We start from the raw sequence: 19,565 nt of genomic DNA, 5'->3' as shown, positions 1-19,565 counted from the left end.
TCATTATTCTTTAGTTTGTTTTGATTAGAATGAAACATTAACACCGGCAGAGAAAGTTCTTGGAATAGGGATGGTATTTACATCTGTACGTTCCGGATCGGGTCCCTGAAATTCGTTGCTTTGAATCCAAAACAGGTTTTCGGCCATCAGGTAAAAGCGAACCTTGTCCATGCCAACTTTATCCAATGTATTTTTTGGCAAGGAGTAACCAAGCTGGATGTTACGCAATTTGAAATAAGACGCATTTACGTTCAAATAGCTTGAAGTACGCGTTTCATTATTGCTATCCGACAATGTTAATGCAGGAACATCTGAATCCGGATTTTGGGTAGTCCAGGCTCTGAAAACACCAGGTCCTACGTTATCGCGACCACGAATAAAATCGTTATAGTAAGTATAAGGATCATAACCGGTTTTTCCGGCAACACCCGATCCGAAAACTGACAAATCGAAGTCCTTGTAATTCACATCAATTCTTAAACTGTACTCGAGTTTTGGAAGCAGTGTTCCAAGGAATTTCTGGTCGAGCGAGTTAATAACTCCATCATCATTCAAATCAGCCCAGCGAATACGCCCCGGAGCAGCACCAACCTGGCTGGCATGTGCATCAACTTCTCCCTGGTTTTTAAAAATACCGTCAGCTACGTAACCAAAAATCGAAAGCTCTGAATGGCCAAGAACCGTTTGCTCGGAGTTACCGGGATAAGCTGTTCTAACTTCTTCCGGCAGTTCAGTGATTTTATCGGCAAAGTGGCTGGCACTACCTGCGACCTCGTATGACAGGTCGCTGTTCACTTGTTTTCTGTAGCTCAACGCAAATTCCCAACCTGTATTTTTCTTGGTTGCACCGTTCAGGAACTGCAATTGTCCTTCACCTAAAGCCGAAGCTACCGGTGGCTGAATCAAAATATCGGTTGTTTTACGTGTATACCAATCGAATGCTCCTACCAGCTTACTATCGAAAAGTCCGAAATCGATACCCAGGTTCAATTCATCTGTAGTTTCCCATTTCAAGGCAGGGTTTCCGGCTTGCACCGATACAAAACCCGAAAGCAGGTTTCCTGAATCCTGACCATCTAAAGCATAAGCTGAACCAACATTCCAGTAGTCATCAAAAAAGTCGTTGTGGAAAATGCCATCTACCTGACTGGCCACTGCTCCGTAACGAGGTTCAAACAATCCGAGGCTGGCAAAATCACCAACATCCTGGTTACCAACGCGACCAACACCGGCGCGGAATTTCAGGTTTGAAAGTTTCTCCATTCCTGACATAAACTCCTCTTCACTCAAACGCCATCCGAAGGTAGCCGCAGGGAAGAAACCGTAACGGTTATCGGCACCGAATCGCGACGAACCATCACGACGCAGGGTAAACGACGCCAGAAAACGTTCGTTGTAGTTATAATCGATCTTACCGAACTGAGAGAATAAACGACTGCTTGTAGCTGTTCCAAAACTATTTCCGTTGCTGGTTCCGGCACTCAACACAAAAAACTCTTCAGTTTGCGAAGAAAAACCTTCCTTATATCCGGTGAAATCCTGAAAATTATCGCTTACAGCTTCGATACCTAAAAGGAATCCGAATTTACTTTTACCTATATCAAGCTTGTAATTGGCAGTGTTCGACCAGGTTACACTGGTGAAATCGCTGTTGTAAATTCTTAGGTTATTTACTGAACGTGCAATAAAACCATTACTAAAAGCGGGTTCAATATCTTTGTCTTTAACCATCGAGTAGTCGATTCCGAGGGTTGTGCGCAATACAAGATTTTTTACCGGCTGAATTTCAGCAAACACACTACCAAACAAATACCTGCGATTGGTATTATCCCACCGGTTGATATCCTGCATCATTACCGGGTTGTTACGGTCGGAATAACCTGATCCGAGAGGGCCACCATAATTTCCGTTTGAATCGTACAAGGGGATTGTTGGCGCTAAAGTAATTGCCAGTCCCGGAGTTGGAGCACTACCAAGGTCGGGAGTTTCCAGCGTTTCGTTCGACGATACAACCTGTGCATTGATTCCAAACTTCACCTTATCATCGAGCATGCTGGTTTGTCCGTTGATACGGGCCGTAATACGGTCGTAGTTGGTGAATTTCAGCATACCGGTATTTTTAATGTAACCAATATTCATCAGTACCGAAGACTTTTCAGTTCCTCCTGAAACAGTCAAGTCATTATTGATTACAAAACCGGTTTCGTAAGTTGCATCCTGCCAATCGGTATCGCCCGCAGGAACATTGGTATCTCCACCAACATAAGGCTGAACGCCTACACTATTCAGTACCGGATTATTATAATCACCATTCCAGTCGAAGTTGTAAATTTCGCCGTATCCGCTTGTTGGATCAACACCGTCGTTTACCGATGCCTGCCACAGGGCCCGGCCACGATCAAGCGCATTCAGCATATTGTATCGTTGCGATTTTTCGCTTTGAACCGAAAAGTTAGAGTTAAACTGAACATTCACTTCACCTTTTTTATCCGATCCGTTTTTGGTGGTAACAATTACAACACCGTTTGATGCACGTGCCCCGTAAATTGAAGAAGCCGAAGCATCTTTCAGCACCTGCACCGAAACAATTGAACCGGCACTTAGCCCCTGGAATACCTCTGGTCTTTTGGTTGGTACTCCATCGATAATATACAAAGGGTTGTTATCTCCCAGCGTGTTTACTCCACGAATAAGAATTCGGCTGCTGGTGGCACTTGGAGTACCGGTTTTTTCAATATAAAGACCAGGAACATGTCCCTGCAATGCCTGCATCGGGTTACCCGAACTTAAACTGATATTTTCAATTGCGTCCATCTCTACCACTTCAACCGCACCGGTTAAATCGGCTTTTCGCTGAACGCTATAACCAACGGCTACAACTTCTGCCAAACCAATGGTTTCTTCCTCCATAGCAACATTAATGGAGGTTCTGCCTGCTACTGCAATTTCCTGTGATTTCATTCCAATAAAAGAAATCTGCAGTACTGCATCGGCACCCGCTACCTCAATGGTGTAAACACCATCAATATCGGTAATGGTACCGTTCGTTGTTCCTTTTTCAACAATTGTTACACCTGGCAATGCCATGCCCGAGGCGTCTTTCACAGTACCCGAAACCGAAATTTCCTGGGCAAATGCGATTGTTGAAAACAAACTAAGCAGAATGAAAAACATTCCCTTAGTCGCATTTTTAAGTTTGATTCTTTTTACCATAATCAGATTAGTTTAATTAATTTGAATGTTATTTCTTTCGATAGTTGGTTGGTCAGTCGATAAGATCTTTTCAATCTCGACCATGTCGTATTTTGGTGTAGCACCGGCTTTTGATGCCACAAAAGCTCCGGTAGCACAGGCAAAAGCCAGCGCTTCGGCAGGTTTCTTTTTATTGAGGAGGGAAGCAATTAGCCCGGCAAGAAATGCGTCGCCGGCGCCAACGGTATCAACAGCATTTACTTTAAATCCGGGGTGTTCGAAGAATTTGCCATTACAATACAACATAGCACCGTTTTCGCCTTTGGTTACACACAACATTTTAATGTTGTAATGTTTTACAAACCATTCAATTAGGCTGTGTTCATCAGTGTCCGAGTGTTTGTGCCATGCTGCAAAAACATTTAGTTCGTCATCGTTTAATTTTACGATATCCGATTTCTCCAGAAGCTTTTCAACTACCTCCTGAGAATCATAAGGTTTGCGAAAATTTACATCGATCAGTTTCACTCCATCGTAATCCAGCAGGTTCATTAGCGTTTCACGTGTTAAAGGATTGCGCGAAGCCAGTGATCCGTAAATCAGCAGACCTGCCTGCCCGGCTTTTTTCATGAGCGAATCAGTTAGTTGAATATTATCCCAGGCTACGGGTTCACAAATTTCGTATGTAGCGTTGTTGTTTTCATCCAAATGCACCAGTACTTCACTGGTAGGCAAATTGTTATCGGTTTGAATGTATGCGGTAGACATACCTGAATCTTCGAGGAATTTTTTTAGCTCTGCTCCCGGTTCGTCGTTTCCCACGCTACTGGCAATAGTAGCATCCAAACCGATAGCACTCAGGTGAAGCGCCACGTTCATGGGTGCACCACCGGCTTTTGCGCCCGATGGCAAACGGTCCCAAAGCACCTCGCCAAAACACAATATTTCGTTGTTTTTAATTTCCATGTCTGTTTAGTATTATTTGATTCGTGATTTCATTTCCTGTTGAATTTCCTCCAGCGACTTGCCTTTGGTTTCGGGAAGAACTTTCCAGGCAAAGAAGAAATGCAACACCATCATTGCAGCGAAAAAGCCAAAGGAGATACCGCCACCAACGGTGTTATTCAATACCGGGAATCCCCAAATAAGAGCTGCGGCAAAAATCCAATGGGTAAAACTTCCCAGCGCCTGTCCCTGCGAGCGTACTTTGTTGGGGAAAATTTCGGAAATAACCACCCAAAGCACTGCCCCTTGAGAGAAAGCAAAAAAAGCAATGAAACCCATCAGGTAAATCATTACACCGTAGCCGCCAAAATCGGAGTAGTTATTGGTAAAAAACGACTTGGAAAGCAGACCAAGAAACACTACCATTCCTACTGATCCGGCCATAAGAAGTGTTCTTCGCCCGTATTTATCGATAAGAAAAAGTGCCACGAAAGTGAATACCAAATTTGTAGCACCAACCGAAATGGATTGTAACAGCGATGCATTGGTTCCAAAACCCGCCATTTCGAATACGCGTGGTGCATAAATCATTATGGCATTTATACCCGCCAGCTGGTTAAAGGCGGCAATTAAAAAGGCAATCATTATCGGGAACCGGTAAGCTTTTACAAACAACTTTCCGTGCCCCATAGCTTCCTCTTCACCTACCGATTGTTTTACAATACGTACTTCCTCCGTTGGATTTTCAGCCTTGATACGCTGAAATACAGCCAATGCCTCATCGGTATGTCCCTGGTTTACCAACCAACGCGGACTTTCAGGAACCAGGTTCAGCAATAAAAAGAAGGTTGCAGCAGGAATAGCTTCCACACCGATCATCCAGCGCCACGATCCACTTTCGAAAATATTTGCCAAAAGATAATTTACTGCAAACGCCAGAAAGATGGCAGTAACCACAAAAAACTGGTTTAACAAAACCAGCTGTCCGCGCTTTTTTGCCGGCGATATTTCGGCTATAAACATGGGTGTAACCACCGAAATACAACCTAAAAGAACTCCGGTTATAAAACGGCAGGCCAGCAACATTCCCCAGTTAATGGCAAATGCGCTACCCAAAGTTGATAAGGCAAAAAGACCGGATAATACGATTAACGATTTGCGGCGCCCGAATTTTTCAGCCGGTTTACCTATTATAACAGTACCAACTATGGTACCCATAATGGCAACAGCAACTGTAAAACCCAGCCAAAAACTATTTAAGTCGAATAAGGTTTCCAGTTGCGAAGTGGTACCCGACATCATAGCTATGTCGTAACCAAAAAGAAAGCCGCCAAGGGCTATTATAATGGCAACAGAAAATACATTTTGTGTCTTCATTTCGATTCAGAATTATTGGTTTAAAACTCTGAATCAAAGGTATGGGGGCAGCCTTTTTTCGGCTTTAAGAAATGTTACGAGATGTTAAAACCATGTAACATTATCAGCCTAAATATCAATACGTTTGCAATTATGTTACATCACTGTCAACTATGATACACTTTGAAAAAATAATGGTAAATTTCTTTCACGTTATCACGCGAATTGAGATATTGGTTCTTTGAAATTTATTACTTTCACAAAAGTATATTAATCAGACTAAACTATATGACGAAGAAACTATCGATCCTATTTCTATTCGTACTGTTATTCTCCTTCTTTAGTCTTTCGTCAAAAGAAAAATACAAAATTGGATTTTCGCAATGCACCACAGGCGATGACTGGCGCAAATCGATGCACCGCGAAATGATGATAGAACTGGCCTTTTTCCCCGATTTTGAACTGGTAATAAAAGACGCCAACGACAATAGCGACCAACAAATAAACGACATCAGGCAGTTATTGGAAGAAAAAATCGACCTGTTGATTGTTTCTCCCAACGAATCGGAACCAATAACACCAATTGTTGAAGAGGTATATAATAGCGGAATTCCCGTTATCGTTATCGACAGACAAATAGCCTCGGAGGCTTATACTGCGTATGTAGGTGCCAACAATTATTTAATTGGAAAAGAAGCCGGAGATTATGCGGTAAAATTATTAAACGGCAAAGGTAAAATCGTTGAAATTACCGGGCTGCAGGGGTCCTCGCCTGCCATTAACAGGCACAATGGTTTTATGGAAGTGATTTCGCAATATCCCGATATTGAACTGGTTGCATCGGAATCGGGTAAATGGAATTACAGCGACAGTAAAACTGTTATGCAAAATTTCCTTGACCAAAAACTGGACTTTGATCTGGTTTTTTCGCATAACGACCGAATTGCCAGAGCAGCCTACGAAGTAATTGCCGCCAATAATATCAGCGATAAATTTATCCTGGGTATCGACGGATTATTAGGAGATGACGGTGGAATAGAAGATGTGATCGATGGTAAAATTGATGCTACCTTTCTTTATCCTACAGGTGGAGCCGAGGCCATCCAACTGGCTGATAAAATTCTAAACAAACAGCCTTTTGAGCGTATCAACATTCTTGAAACCGTGGTTATTGATAACAACAATGCCAAGATATTAAAACTTCAATACGAGGCTGTTGACGACCTGCAGGGAAAAATTGAAAACCAAAAATCTGTTCTTGAAAACCAGATTGCCCGCTTTAAAAGTCAACGGAGCTTTTTAATCGTTGTACTGGTTTTACTGGCAGCTATTGTTATTTTGGTTATTCAAACCTTCAGAGCTTACCAAAACAAACGTGCGGCCAACGAAAAACTGGAGCATCAGAAACTAGAAATAGAAAAAAGAAACCGGGAAATAATAAAACAAAGAGACCAAATTCTTGAAGTTTCGGAAAAACTGGAAGAGGCTACACAAACCAAACTTCGCTTTTTTACTAATATGTCGCATGAGTTCAGAACGCCGCTTACGCTCATCATTGGTCCGCTAGAGGATATGATCGAATCAACAGATATTCCGGAGCGTTTTAAGAAGCAGGTTTCCATGATGCACCAGAATTCACTTCGCCTGCTGCACATGATTAATCAACTGATGGATTTCAGGAAAATAGAAAACAATAAAATGCAGTTGCAGGCCGCCAGTTACGACATTGTTGGTTTTCTGAAAGAAATTGTGATGCCCTTTTATGATCTGGCGGAGAAGAAGCATATCTCTCTTGTTTTTGAAGCTGAAAAAAACCATTTAAATGCCTGGTTCGACATGAATAAACTTGATAAAGTTATATTCAACCTGCTCTCAAATGCCATTAAATTCACACCCGTTAATGGCACTATACGAATCACGCTAAAAGTAATTAAGCCTTTAACACAGAAGATTTGGGATGAAGAAGTGGAAATTAAAATCTCCGACAACGGTAACGGAATTCCAACGGATCAGATAGAGCATATTTTTGATCGTTTTTTCCAGGCAGAAAGCTCACACGGCTTTATGGGAACAGGACTGGGGCTTTCGCTTTCGAAAGAATTTGTCGACCTGCACCACGGAGAGATCGAGGTTAAAAGCAACATTGGAGAAGGAACAACTTTTACTATTCATTTGCCACTTGGAAATACCCATCTTAGTGCATCCGAAAAAATTGAAACACCTGTAAACGATACGAAAAAGAAGCAGATTCAACGAAACAACGAAATTCATATCAATCCGGTTTTAAATACCGGAGAAAAGAATATTGAAATAAATTTTGAGGAAAAACCTACGCTTCTTTTGGTTGAGGATGAAAACGATGTTCGGGAATATATAAAAGACAGTTTGCAAGATCATTATCATATTCTGGAAGCAGAAAATGGAAAACTGGCACTGGAAATCATCCGTGATGATGAACCCGACCTTATTGTGAGCGATATCATGATGCCAGAAATGGATGGGTTGGAACTTACCCGCACCTTAAAAACAGATTTAAAAACCTGTCATATTCCAGTTATTCTGCTAACCGCAAAGGCTTCACAAGAGCAAAAATTTGAGGGACTGGAAGAAGGAGCCGACTCCTACATTCCAAAACCGTTTAACAGCCGTCACTTGCAAATCAGGGTGAAGAAATTGCTCGAACTCAGAAAGAAAATGCAGGAACGCTACAAAGGTCAGCTACTTATTGCAGAAGACGATAAAGATCTTTCGCGCCTCGATCGGAAATTTCTGAATAAAATCTCGCAAATAGTGGAAGAACACCGCGACAAGGAGGAGTTTTCGGTAGAAGAACTAAGTCAGATGTTAGGATTATCGCGCGTGCATGTTTACCGGAAAATAAAAAAACTTACAGGAATGTCAGTCAGCGAATTTGTACGCTCGGTAAAATTGAAACTCTCGTTAAACCTGATAAAAAACAGTGGAAAAACAATGGCTGAGATTGCCTACGAAGTTGGATTTTCATCGCCATCGTATTTCACAAAATGTTTTAAAGACCAGTTTGGGATGTCGCCTAGTGAGTACGCAAAAAAATAAACTAAATGATAAGAAGACCATATTTGGCACCACTGAAAACAAAAAAGCCTGATACTCGTTTCGAATATCAGGCTTTTGTTGTACCCGGGGCGGGAATCGAACCACATCCCAAATACACTTATAATCAATGTGTTATTTCAATGCGAATAGTGAGGTCTCGTTTTTGTCTCTCACTGGTTCATTTTCAATATTTTATAGCTTAGAGATACAAAATTCTGTGGTCTTATTCAAGCCATAGTGATCCCGATTCTTAACTCATCTTAGTATAAAAAACCAAACAACCAGATAGGCACTTTATTACCTGTTCCAACTTCAATATCATCAGATACAATCAGGTAATTATCTAAATGTTTCACCTGCGTTGTGGTTTTATTCTTCCCTCCTATCACCAAAGTATAACCGTCGAAAACAAAATCATCGGCTTTTGGTAAATATACTTGAAGTCCCGCATTATGTAACTGGTTAAATACAAACGTTTCACGAATATTTCCAATATCTGGTTTACTCTTTAACGCATATGCCAGGTTCGTATTTTCAAGATATATTTTGTCAGGTTTCTGTAAAGTTGAAACGCCTCTTCCTTCAGAGCTTAAAGTATTTAACAAATGTGCATCTGCAAGCTGGTAGATGTATTGATAAACACTGTCACGACTCAAATCCAGTTTTCTTGACAGCGCAGCGATGTTTGGTTTAAAGGGTACGGATTCAGCAATTACTGCCAGTAATTTTTTTACTTTATTGGCCGTGCCCGAATTATAAGCTGCAATATAGGCCAGATCGGTATCAACAATTGTATTTATTACTTGATTCAGTTTCAACAAATAGGAATCTTCTCCTTCCATAAAGATGGGTAGATAGCCCACCTCCGTATATTTTCTGAATGCCGGTAATGGCCTCAGCTTTTCACTTATTTTGCGACTAAGATTACGGTGATTTGTATAGATATCATTAATCGTTACCGGATCAAAATTGACTTTATACGAAAATTGCACCATATTTTATTACCATTTTTTAGACCAACGGGATACTAAACATGGGTTTTGGTCTTACCAAAACATAAACTTTCTATCCTTCCTCGAAAGGGTCTTTTTACAGAAATAAAGTTAGGCATCAGAACACTAAAATATGATAGTATTTGATGGGTTTAAAGACTTTGAAAGGTAATGATGGGAAACCTATTTGAATCCTCGTAAAAATATTGAACTGATCTGGAGACTCATTGAATACGGGAGCTTCTCTGATAGTTGGAACTGATCCCAGGCAACAATATGACCTCTTTCGGCCCAGCTGGTATTTTCTTTCAACGAAAAGAGAACACTTAAAAAATATTTCATTCCTGATTTCAGATCATAAGCAGTAGGTATTCTCACCTTCTTTTTCATTCCGGTTCTTTCTTGATCTCAAAAATTGTTGAATTCTCTCAATTGTTTTTTGCCCAAATATTTGAAGGCAAAACATCGGCCAAACGAGAAATAATAACAATAAATTGTATCGTAGTTTTTCCCATAATTTCAGTATTAAGCAATCATTCAATCTTCATTTGAAGACCGAGACAGTTCTTATTATTCGTTCGTTTACAAATTCAATTAATTACTTCGAACAGAGCTCATTGTTACACGTCCGGTTACAACTTTTCTCGATCTAAAAAAGAAAAAATAGCCTGTCAGAATGACCGTTACAATACATCCAATAAATGCGGATAAAGCGTAGGGTAACATCAAGCCTTCTGGTGCTACAAGTATGTATGTTGTTACCACTGCTGTCATAAAAATTGCAGGAATAAGCGCAATCCAGAAATTCTCGCCTCTAATTAGCATATAAACTGCTGCAGTCCATAATACAACTGTTGCCAGCGTTTGATTTGACCACCCGAAATACCGCCAAATAATATCGAAATTAATTGTAGTGAGAAGTATAGCCACAACAAAAATGGGAATTGTAATAACCAAACGTTGTGTCAGTTTACCTTGCTTAAAAGCGAATGTATCGGCAATGGTTAAACGAGCGCTTCTAAATGCCGTGTCACCCGATGTTATGGGTGCAGCAACCACTCCGATGATCGCTAGCAAACCACCGATTTTTCCCAGCATCGTATCACAAATTTGATTGACCACCCAAGCTGCATTATGCCCGGGCTGTGCCATTGTTTCACCCAACTCGCGCACACCTCCGAAGAAAGCCATGGCCGCAGCAGCCCAAATCAACGCAACTATACCTTCTGTGATCATAGCTCCGAAAAATATTTTTTTACCATCGGCTTCATTCGAAAGACACCGAGCCATTAGAGGCGATTGCGTAGAGTGAAATCCTGAAATTGCTCCACAAGCAATGGTAATAAATAACATTGGAAACACCGGAAACTTATCGGAATTCGAATGCATATTGGCAAAGGTTGCAGGCGTTAGATCGGGGATCGTATATTTCCCGAAAAGCAATACTGCAAAGATTCCTAACGCCATAACAAGTAAGGAACCGCCAAAGAACGGATAGATCTTACCAATTAGCTTATCAATAGGAATCATTGTAGCCAAAATGTAGTATAGAAATATGATGAAGATCCAATAAAACGAGCTCACACTTGACAGCCCGGCAAGAATTGTTGCTGGCCCTTTTACAAAAACAACACCGACCAAAATCAGCAAGACCAGAGCAAAAACCCGCATAAAGTTCTTTACTCCAATTCCCAAATATTTTCCAACAATTTCGGGGATACTCTCTCCTCCGTGCCGCACAGAAAGCATACCTGAGAAATAGTCGTGCACACCACCTGCAAATACAGACCCCAGCACAATCCAAATAAAAGCAACAGGCCCCCACATTGCCCCTGCAATTGCTCCAAAGATTGGCCCCAAGCCGGCAATATTCAAAAACTGAATCAGGAAAATTTTGCCTGTTTTTAAAGGCACGTAATCCACTCCATCATTTTTTTCGATTGCCGGAGTTGGTCGGGAAGGATCGCTTTTGAATTTGCGATCGACATAGCCACCATAAATAAAATATCCTGCTACAAGTACTGCTATGGAAATAATAAATGTAATCATCCTATATTTTTTATTTTGTTTCCATAACCTTTTGAGTTAATCGGCGCACATAGGCATCTTCTCCATTCAAAAAGTTATTCATTGTTGTTTTTATTTGTTCGTCTTTTAAAAAATCAGGTTGAAAAAGCTGATAAACGATGTTAAGTGCTGTCACCTGCAGTTTTCCCTCTTTTACAAACTGTATGAGTTCTCCGAATATTTCGTCAGAGACCGTTCCGTGTTCAATAAGTCTCCAGATCAGTTCAACATTGGTACTTGCTGAAAAGTAAGGCATTTCACTGACAAGACGCTTCTGTATCAATTCGTCATTCAGCATACTATTTTGGAAATAATCCAATGCCTTATCGGCCAGGATATCATCTTCCGACTTTATATACTCTATAAAATGGGGATAAAACTCTTCGTGATATTTTCGGTGCTTCTCAACTGTTTCAATTACCCAGATAATTTTGCCGGGTTGTTTTGATGAAAGCATCTTTCTCAAAAAATCGGCATTCGTTCGCTCGTCGAGTAAACGTAATACTTCCTGCTGAGTAGGACCGTAAACCGTATGCCAAAGCGTATGGCAAGTATAAACAGCATCTTTTACTATAACTTCTGATAAAGCGGGTTGAGTTGCCGCAGTGTAACCATCTAACTCATACGGATTCTCAATTGAGTCCGGAATAATTACTAAATCCTCCTGTTTCAAATCTTTCAAAATAGAAGAACGATCTGCCAGAATTTTATCCAACTTCTGATAATCCTTAGGCTCAAAAACAGTATGATCCGATTTTGTCAGCGGCTCATCAACGGGCACCTGATGCCCCAAATAATTCCCGGCACCATCCCAAAACAGCCAAACACGAATCATCTTGCATTTTCCCGATATACAAACATCTTTAAAAAAGTATCTGCCAAAATAAACAGGCATCCCTTCCTCGTTTTGCAACTCAATAATCTGTTGCTCAGAAAGTTCATCAACTGTATCGTTAAAGGCGTGAGACATACGCTCTCCCTCCCAGGACAGAAAGTTTTCTCTACTATTTAAATTGAAATAGGAAAGACAGAATAATCCCCCGGAAACGATCATAATCAAAATCCAAAACTGCTTTACCATATCCTGCCACTTAGATAAATTTATCTTTTTTTAAACCTGTTTATTATTTGGAGCCCAGTGTCCTGCCTACGTTATAATTTTGTGCATTTTCCTTATCGTATTTATCAACACATTTCCAACCATGTTGCTGCATCACAATCTTCCTCTGTTGAAAATTGATATTAAACTTGCTATATCGGAAGCAAGTATTCGTTTATAATTCAACCTCCACATCTTTCGGAGCAGTAAAGAGCTGTAAAACTCCGCTTGCATGGCGATAGAAGTGTCCGCGTAAATCTTTCGAATACTCGTTTAGAATTTGATTTCCGACACCGTTATAATCGCCACATTTGTATAATGCACGCCCCAGGATTACTTCACGTAACGCGTTATTTCGGGTCGATACATCGTTTTTAAAAGCAGGTGCAAGTTTTTTTGCTGTTTTTATATCCGGCATAACATGCCCCCTTACTCCCGGCATTTCAAGAATTTTGAAAAGTGGTTCGGCTCCTTTTTTATCGCCAATTGTTTCAAGAGCAATGGCAACTGCCCTGAAATGAGAGAAATGACTCTCCGGCGTCAGTTTTTCTGCCAGCCGCACAATGGCCGGTATAGCTTCTGTTTTTTGCGTCCTGCCAGCAGCAATTATTAAACTATCCAGGTAACTGATACTCTTTCCGAACTGCCCCATTCCTGTATAGTTCCAGCCTTCGTCCCATTCATCGTAAGTATCAATTGCTTTAATCAGGTCTTCCCATCCGGTTGGATCGCTAAGCATACCCAAAATACGCGCATAAACCAGTTTGTTTTCCTCGTTTTTAGTGAGATGATACTGGTCAATCAGTGCGGTTATACCCCGGTCTTTATCCCACAAAATCGTTTCCAACCCTTCCAGGTTGTCGACAACTGAGATTGCCGCCTGTTGTATCTTCTCATAAGGTGGTGGGTAGTTGTCTATGTCGGTAAGTACATGTTCCGGGAGACTTTCAATTTTTACAAGCTCTTTTTGAAGTGTTTTGATATCGATGTATCGAATATTTTGTTGATTCGATTTTGCCTGTGCTGCAGCCATTCCAACTGCGTATCCCTGGTTTTGCAAACAAGGCTGCATACGGATAACCGGCATAGCATCGCGATGAGCGCTGGCACCAAGCCCGGTAACGGCAATACCTTCCAGTCCTTTCGGGAGTAGCGCTCTGAATGGAACAAAAGCTAAAACATCTACTCCGCTGTGAGCCGGTGGTTTTAGCGAGAAGAACGGATCTTCTGTAAATCCGTGCGTATCGAAAGAGCTGAGGTGAGCTGAAATAATATCAGGATATGTGCGACCGTTGTATACATCCAGTACTCCAACAGTGAAATCGCCAACCATTCTTCGGCGTTCACGGGTTTGCGGTATTTTTCCAATATCGTACTGGTCTTTAAATTTATCTTTTGCAACCACAAAGGCACGCCATACATCCAGCATGTCTGAATCGTTGATAAATGTCCAGTCGGTATTGTTGTAAAAGTCATTCGGATTTTTGAATGGAAGTCCGGAGCCCTGAACGGCAATTGAATATCCATCGGTGTAATTATATTCAGAACCTGCTGCAATAGCAATATCGGCACTTCCTGTTGAATCAATTACGGTGTGAGCCAGTACAATTCCCCGGCCTTCGGGGGTTGCAACAACCACACCTTTAACTCTTCCGTTTTCAACATAGGCTCCCGAACCCAGCACTCCGAACCAAATTTCACCACCAGCATTTCGGATTTCCCGTCTGAAATATTCTGTTTTCCAGTCGAAAACCCACTCTGCCATCGATTTCTTTTTGCGCGGATTGTCAGCATCCATATTTTTCACACCCGCGTCAACGGTGTTGGTGTATCCTTTTCGGTAGCCGTGGTAGTATCTTCCAATCATACCAACCGTTCCCATTCCGCCCATCCCGTGCATGTAATCGAGCACTAGCGTTTTCGCTCCTTTTTTTGCTGCGCCAACACCGGCGGGAGCTCCGGCAGTGCCGGCACCCATCACAACTACATCATAGGTCCCCAAAACAGGCAGAGTCGTTTCTTCAGCGTTAATCTCACCAATATTGAGAGAAGGGCGCAAACCTTCCAAAATTTCACCTACATCGCCCGAAACAACTCCAGTGTTTTTATCGCCTTTAATTTTAACCGATTGTGGTTCTTCAAAGGTAGCAGAAACACTTGCAGCCTCCACACCTATTCGCTCTCCAATTCGAATAAGTTTCCCCGGTTTTAGCAGCGTTTCGGCAGCTGCGGCACTTAAATTGGCACTTCCGCTTAATACAAAAATATTTTCCAGTTTTCTGGGTTTGAAGACTTTCAGATTGATATTATCCGGATCAACGTCAGTATTATTCCATCGTTTTTGACCGACCAGTTTATCCGGAGGATTCTGGAAAATTATGTCAGACGATTCAACCTGATCCGAATCCCAGGTAAGGTCGCGGGCAACCTGCTCAGCTTCTGCAAACGATGCCCAACTTCCATCCTTCATATTAATTTGAATAGAGTATTCGATAGCATCGTATTGAATATCTGCATCTGAAAAACCAGTTCCCTGTGTATCTCCGGTGGAAGCGTATTTCAACTGTACTTTTTTATCCTGTATTTTTCCTTTTAGGCCCGGCGCTTCTTTTAAATGATTTCCAACTACTGTGAATTTAAAAGTTTGTTCGCCTGAAGGATAAACTCCAAACTGAGCTCCGGCCATGCGAGCAACCATTGCCCGTGGAGTAGTGTCGATAATTGTTTTGGCGATAATTGCTTGTCTTCCTGAGCGGTTTGAAATTACCACTCCGGCCGGTTGATTGTTTTTATCACTTAAAATGTCGGTTACGTAGCTGGAATATAGGAAATTAATGTCGTTGTCGATCAACGCATTGTCAAGTGTGCGCTTTACATGTAGTGGTGTGGGGAGGCCATTCCCGAAAATACTTTTTCCGAGTTCGGTATCATTAACGCCGTTGTCGTCTGTCCAAAAGCGAAAAGTTCCGCAAACATCTTCACCCAGATAGGTTTCCATGGCTACCAAAAAAACGTTAGCACCCGATTTTTTTGCTTCAACAGCTGCAGCTACTGCCGCCATTGAACCGCCAATTACCAACACATCAACGTTATAAGCTACTGGTATTTTTCTTGCCGATTGATAGCAAAATTTCTTATCCTCGATTAAGGTATTGCCAAAAGTAAATGCGCCGGGGGTAAATAATAATGCCGAACCAGCCGCAGTTGTTCTAATAAAGTTACGTCGTTTCATTGTTGGTTTTGGTTTGATTGATTTTTGCTTAAATATCAGTTTTTAGTTTTAATTTTTAAGAAAGTTGGTAGTGGATAACAGGTGTCTTTTATCAACTTAATGACGTTTTTTAGGTTGTTTATTATAAGCTCCGGCCGACCTTTACAATCAGCCGGAGTAATGTTTTTATTGTTCTGTTTGAGCTGAACTTAATACTTGTCCTTTTGAAAGCAAAAGTTTTTCCAGCTCCTCGTATTGTACATTTTGAACATCAATCTTCTCATCGATTGAGATACAAGCGGCAGTAGCGGCTGATTGCCCCAGAATCATAAATACCGGTTCCATACGGATAGACCCAAATGCAATATGGCTTGATGAAACTGCTACCGGAACCAACAAGTTGTTGCATTCTTCCTTTTTAGGAATTATAGACCCGTAGGAAATTTGATAAGGATGATGAGGATGAACTCCAATATCTCCTTCATTCTGTACGTAGCCTTCTTCCGTTACATAACGTTGAATATTGTGCGAGTCCATGGTGTAAGAGCCCATTCCAACAGGTTTAGGAACCTCTCTTTTTCCCAATACATCATTTTCAGTTGTAACATAGTCGCCAATCATTCTGCGGGCTTCGCGTATATAAAGTTGATGCGGCCAGTTACCGTTATCAGTAAACTCATCAGCAGCCAAGCCCCAGTTTTGCATTTCTTCACGAATTTCCTGTGGTACACCTTCATCATTTGCTACGAAATAAAGCAAGCCTTTTTGATAATCTTCATGTTCTTTAATGATTTCTTTTCTTCTTTCATAAGAAGCTTCCGGATAATCGTAATTCATCCCGAGATTGTCGCTGCTAAAAGGCCCATGGTTATTAGTATCTGTTTTTTTGTTCGGAATCATATCGAATTTATTGAACCAATCACGCCAACCGGCATCAAAAACACGTGCCAGCAATTCATAATCTTTCGGATCGTAGTTATCCGGCTTTGGGAAAGGCACCCTGTTATTAGGATGATTGCTCATACACATGCGAAAGCAATAGGCTTGTACCTTATTATCGCCGCTGCAATTTGTCCCAGGTTTTTCTGCTGATATTTTAGGTAACAGTCCGCTGGAAGGATCTCCCGGAATTACATAAGGATCAATGTTATTACTAAAATGGTGGCCATGATGGAAAACTCCTGCCTGAACGCCGTTCCATTCCTCGCCATAAACCGAGCAAGCTTCGCGCCCAACATGGTAACTCACTCCCGCCTCTGCCATTAAATCTCCTTCGTAAGTGGCATCTATGAAAATTTTGCCTTTGTAGGTTTTCCCTGAAAGGGTAGTAATGGCTGATATCTTTCCGTTTTCCATTTCTACACCGTTTTCCCGATCAAGCCATTCGTCGCGGTCAACACGGATGTTATTTTCAGTAACGAAATCTTCAAAAACCTGTTCGGCTACATGAGGCTCAAAAATCCACATGGTTCGGTTTTCACCGTCCATAGCAACAGTTTCCTGGCCTTTGTTCCCGTATTCCGAATGCTTCTCCCAAACCCAGGCAGCATCTTCGTTGTAATGTTGCCATACGCGGTGATAAAACTCGCGAGAAAGCCCTCCAATGGTTGATTTATTACCTGTATCAGTAAAACCAAGTCCTCCGGAAGAAAGTCCTCCGAGGTGAATATCGGGTGAGACAACAATAACGGATTTGCCCGACTGAACTACTTCCACCGCGGCGGTAACGGCTGCTGATGTACCTCCGTAAATGATAACATCTGCTGTGTTACTGCTTTCCGTTTTCTGTGCCTGTTGGCATCCTATAAAAACAAGGCAGAAGGTAAATATTGCGATAAATGATCTTAAGATTCTAATGTTTAACTTTATGTTCATGTCTATTCTTTTAGTTGGTAATTTCTTTTTGTAATAAAGCGAGTAGTATTTAGATACTTGATTCTTTTTATTTCAATACTTGCTTATCACTTAATAGTTTTTCCTTTAATTCCGAATAATTCAGGTTTTGTACACCTACTTCGCTGCCTATCGCCAAAACCGCAGCAGTAGCCGCCGATTGCCCTAAAACCATGAATACGGGCTCCATTCTTATCGATCCGAAAGCGATGTGTGTAGCGCTAAGGCAAACAGGCACCAATAAGTTTGTACATTCTTCCTTTTTCGGAACAATAGAACGATAGCTAATTGGGTAAGGGGCAGGCACAGAAGCTTCCACATTTCCTTCGTTTTGAACAAATCCATTGGCATCAACATAGCGTTGCACCTGGTGCGAATCCATTCCGTAAGCGGCAAGTCCAATCGGATCTTCCACCACTTCAAAACCTTCACAATTCTTCTGAGACATTACATATCCGCTTACCATTCGGCGGGCTTCTCGTATATAAAGCTGTTGCTGCCAGCCGTCTTCCCGTTCGTATTCATCTTTGCAGGTACCCCATTTAGAAACTTTATCTTTTACTTTCTGAGGAATGCGTGGATGATAGGCAAGTGTCCACATCAGGCCCTGCTGGTAGCTGCGGTGTCGCTCTACAATTTTTTCACGTTCAGCATATGAAGCCTCGGGATAATCGTAGTTCTGACCAATAAAATCAGTAGAAAATCCTTTCTGGTTGTTGGTATCTGTTTTCCGGTTTGGCATTGCCGAGTTAATCCATGGCACCAATGGATCGCCGTACTCGTACATTTCTTCCATTGCCCCCGGTGCAACTTCATAATTTCTAAAAAGAAGCTCATAGTCCAGTTCATTGTAATTTTCAGGTTTTGCAAACGGAATACGATTCTCAGGAGCATCGGTAAGTGTCATTCTGAAACAATAAGCCTGAATGCCTTTATCTCCGTCGCCATCTACTCCCGGACCACCTTCTGTAATAAAAGGTAGCAAACCGCTCTCCGGGTCACCTTTTACGATATACGGATCAACTCTGTCTATAAAGTTATGATGAACGCTGTTACGTGAAATTGTTTTCCGAAGTGTGATTCCAATATCGTTTGCCTGCACACCGTTTAAAGTTTCGCCATATTCTTTATTCGATTCACGGCCAATTACATAACTAACGTTGGCAGTAGCCAATAAATCTCCTTCATAGGTTGCGTCGATAAACATTTTTCCGGAGTATTTTTTACCGCTCTCCATCTCAATTGCCACAATTTGTGTCCCATCTTTTTCAACTCCATTTTTTCGGTTCAATCTTTCTTCGTAAACCAAATCAATGTTTTCAGCGGCTATCATTTGGTCGTATACTTTTAGCGCGGCAGACGGTTCAAATGTCCACATTGCATCTTCTCCTGCTTTTGTACGGGTTTGTCCACCATCTCGGTATTCTGCAGCGGTTTGCCACTTCCAGTTATCGGGATTTTCGTAGTAAGCTTTTATGTTTTGATAGAACTCTCTGGAAATTCCGCCAATTGCCTGTTTATTTCCGATGTCGGTTTGTCCAAGTCCTCCGGTTGTTAATCCGCCAATGCGGCGTGTAGGTTCGATCAATAAAACTGATTTCCCCATTCTCGAACTTTGGATTGCGGCTGATATTCCGGCAGAAGTGCCGCCGTAAATTACAATGTCATATTGAGGTTGACTTTGGAGGTGAGTTATAGAAAATAGGCAGAAAATAATAATCAATAGCTGTTTCAT

General features: G+C 41.5%; 11 protein-coding genes. 1 reads left to right on the top strand and 10 read right to left on the bottom strand.

Annotation, left to right across the window (positions count from 1 at the left end; genetic code table 11):
* Window positions 1–24 precede the first annotated feature (24 nt).
* From G4420_RS06630 to G4420_RS06620, 3 genes are read right to left on the bottom strand one after another with little or no spacing between them, the layout of a single operon-like run.
* On the bottom strand, window positions 25–3,213 hold the full coding sequence (locus G4420_RS06630) for a SusC/RagA family TonB-linked outer membrane protein (protein WP_204273610.1): 3,189 nt from the start codon (window positions 3,211–3,213) through the stop codon (window positions 25–27).
* 12 nt (window positions 3,214–3,225) lie between these two features.
* Window positions 3,226–4,158 carry a carbohydrate kinase family protein gene (locus G4420_RS06625; RefSeq protein ID WP_163322747.1) on the bottom strand — a complete coding sequence of 311 codons (933 nt, stop codon included), beginning with the start codon at window positions 4,156–4,158 and terminating at the stop codon, window positions 3,226–3,228.
* Window positions 4,159–4,170: 12 nt separating this feature from the next.
* The gene (locus G4420_RS06620) at window positions 4,171–5,514 is read right to left on the bottom strand and encodes a sugar porter family MFS transporter (RefSeq protein WP_214647205.1); all 1,344 of its coding nucleotides are present in this window, start codon (window positions 5,512–5,514) and stop codon (window positions 4,171–4,173) included.
* Window positions 5,515–5,781: 267 nt separating this feature from the next.
* Between G4420_RS06620 and G4420_RS06615 the strand changes: the two genes are divergently transcribed.
* Window positions 5,782–8,568: a hybrid sensor histidine kinase/response regulator transcription factor gene (locus G4420_RS06615; RefSeq protein WP_163322746.1), complete on the top strand. Its 2,787-nt coding sequence runs from the start codon at window positions 5,782–5,784 to the stop codon at window positions 8,566–8,568.
* Between the two features lie 260 nt (window positions 8,569–8,828).
* On the opposite strand, the gene G4420_RS06610 is transcribed toward G4420_RS06615, so the two are convergent.
* The 7 genes from G4420_RS06610 to G4420_RS06580 form a co-directional block, all read right to left on the bottom strand.
* On the bottom strand, window positions 8,829–9,563 hold the full coding sequence (locus G4420_RS06610) for an ATP-binding protein (protein ID WP_204273609.1): 735 nt from the start codon (window positions 9,561–9,563) through the stop codon (window positions 8,829–8,831).
* A gap of 180 nt (window positions 9,564–9,743) precedes the next feature.
* Complete coding sequence (locus G4420_RS06605; RefSeq protein WP_163322745.1) at window positions 9,744–9,950, bottom strand: DUF4981 domain-containing protein; 207 nt, start codon at window positions 9,948–9,950, stop codon at window positions 9,744–9,746.
* A 204-nt stretch (window positions 9,951–10,154) separates the two neighbouring features.
* Window positions 10,155–11,609 (bottom strand): carbon starvation CstA family protein, encoded by a 1,455-nt coding sequence (locus G4420_RS06600; RefSeq protein ID WP_163322744.1) that lies wholly within the window; start codon window positions 11,607–11,609, stop codon window positions 10,155–10,157.
* Between the two features lie 10 nt (window positions 11,610–11,619).
* Complete coding sequence (locus tag G4420_RS06595) at window positions 11,620–12,708, bottom strand: hypothetical protein (RefSeq protein ID WP_163322743.1); 1,089 nt, start codon at window positions 12,706–12,708, stop codon at window positions 11,620–11,622.
* A 193-nt stretch (window positions 12,709–12,901) separates the two neighbouring features.
* Window positions 12,902–15,958 (bottom strand): FAD-dependent oxidoreductase, encoded by a 3,057-nt coding sequence (locus tag G4420_RS06590; protein ID WP_163322742.1) that lies wholly within the window; start codon window positions 15,956–15,958, stop codon window positions 12,902–12,904.
* 165 nt (window positions 15,959–16,123) lie between these two features.
* On the bottom strand, window positions 16,124–17,812 hold the full coding sequence (locus G4420_RS06585; protein ID WP_163322741.1) for an FAD-dependent oxidoreductase: 1,689 nt from the start codon (window positions 17,810–17,812) through the stop codon (window positions 16,124–16,126).
* Window positions 17,813–17,879: 67 nt separating this feature from the next.
* Complete coding sequence (locus tag G4420_RS06580; RefSeq protein ID WP_163322740.1) at window positions 17,880–19,565, bottom strand: FAD-dependent oxidoreductase; 1,686 nt, start codon at window positions 19,563–19,565, stop codon at window positions 17,880–17,882.

Source organism: Draconibacterium mangrovi (assembly GCF_010586825.1).
Taxonomy (GTDB): Bacteria; Bacteroidota; Bacteroidia; order Bacteroidales; family Prolixibacteraceae; genus Draconibacterium; species Draconibacterium mangrovi.
This window is presented reverse-complemented; position numbering and strand designations above follow the sequence as displayed.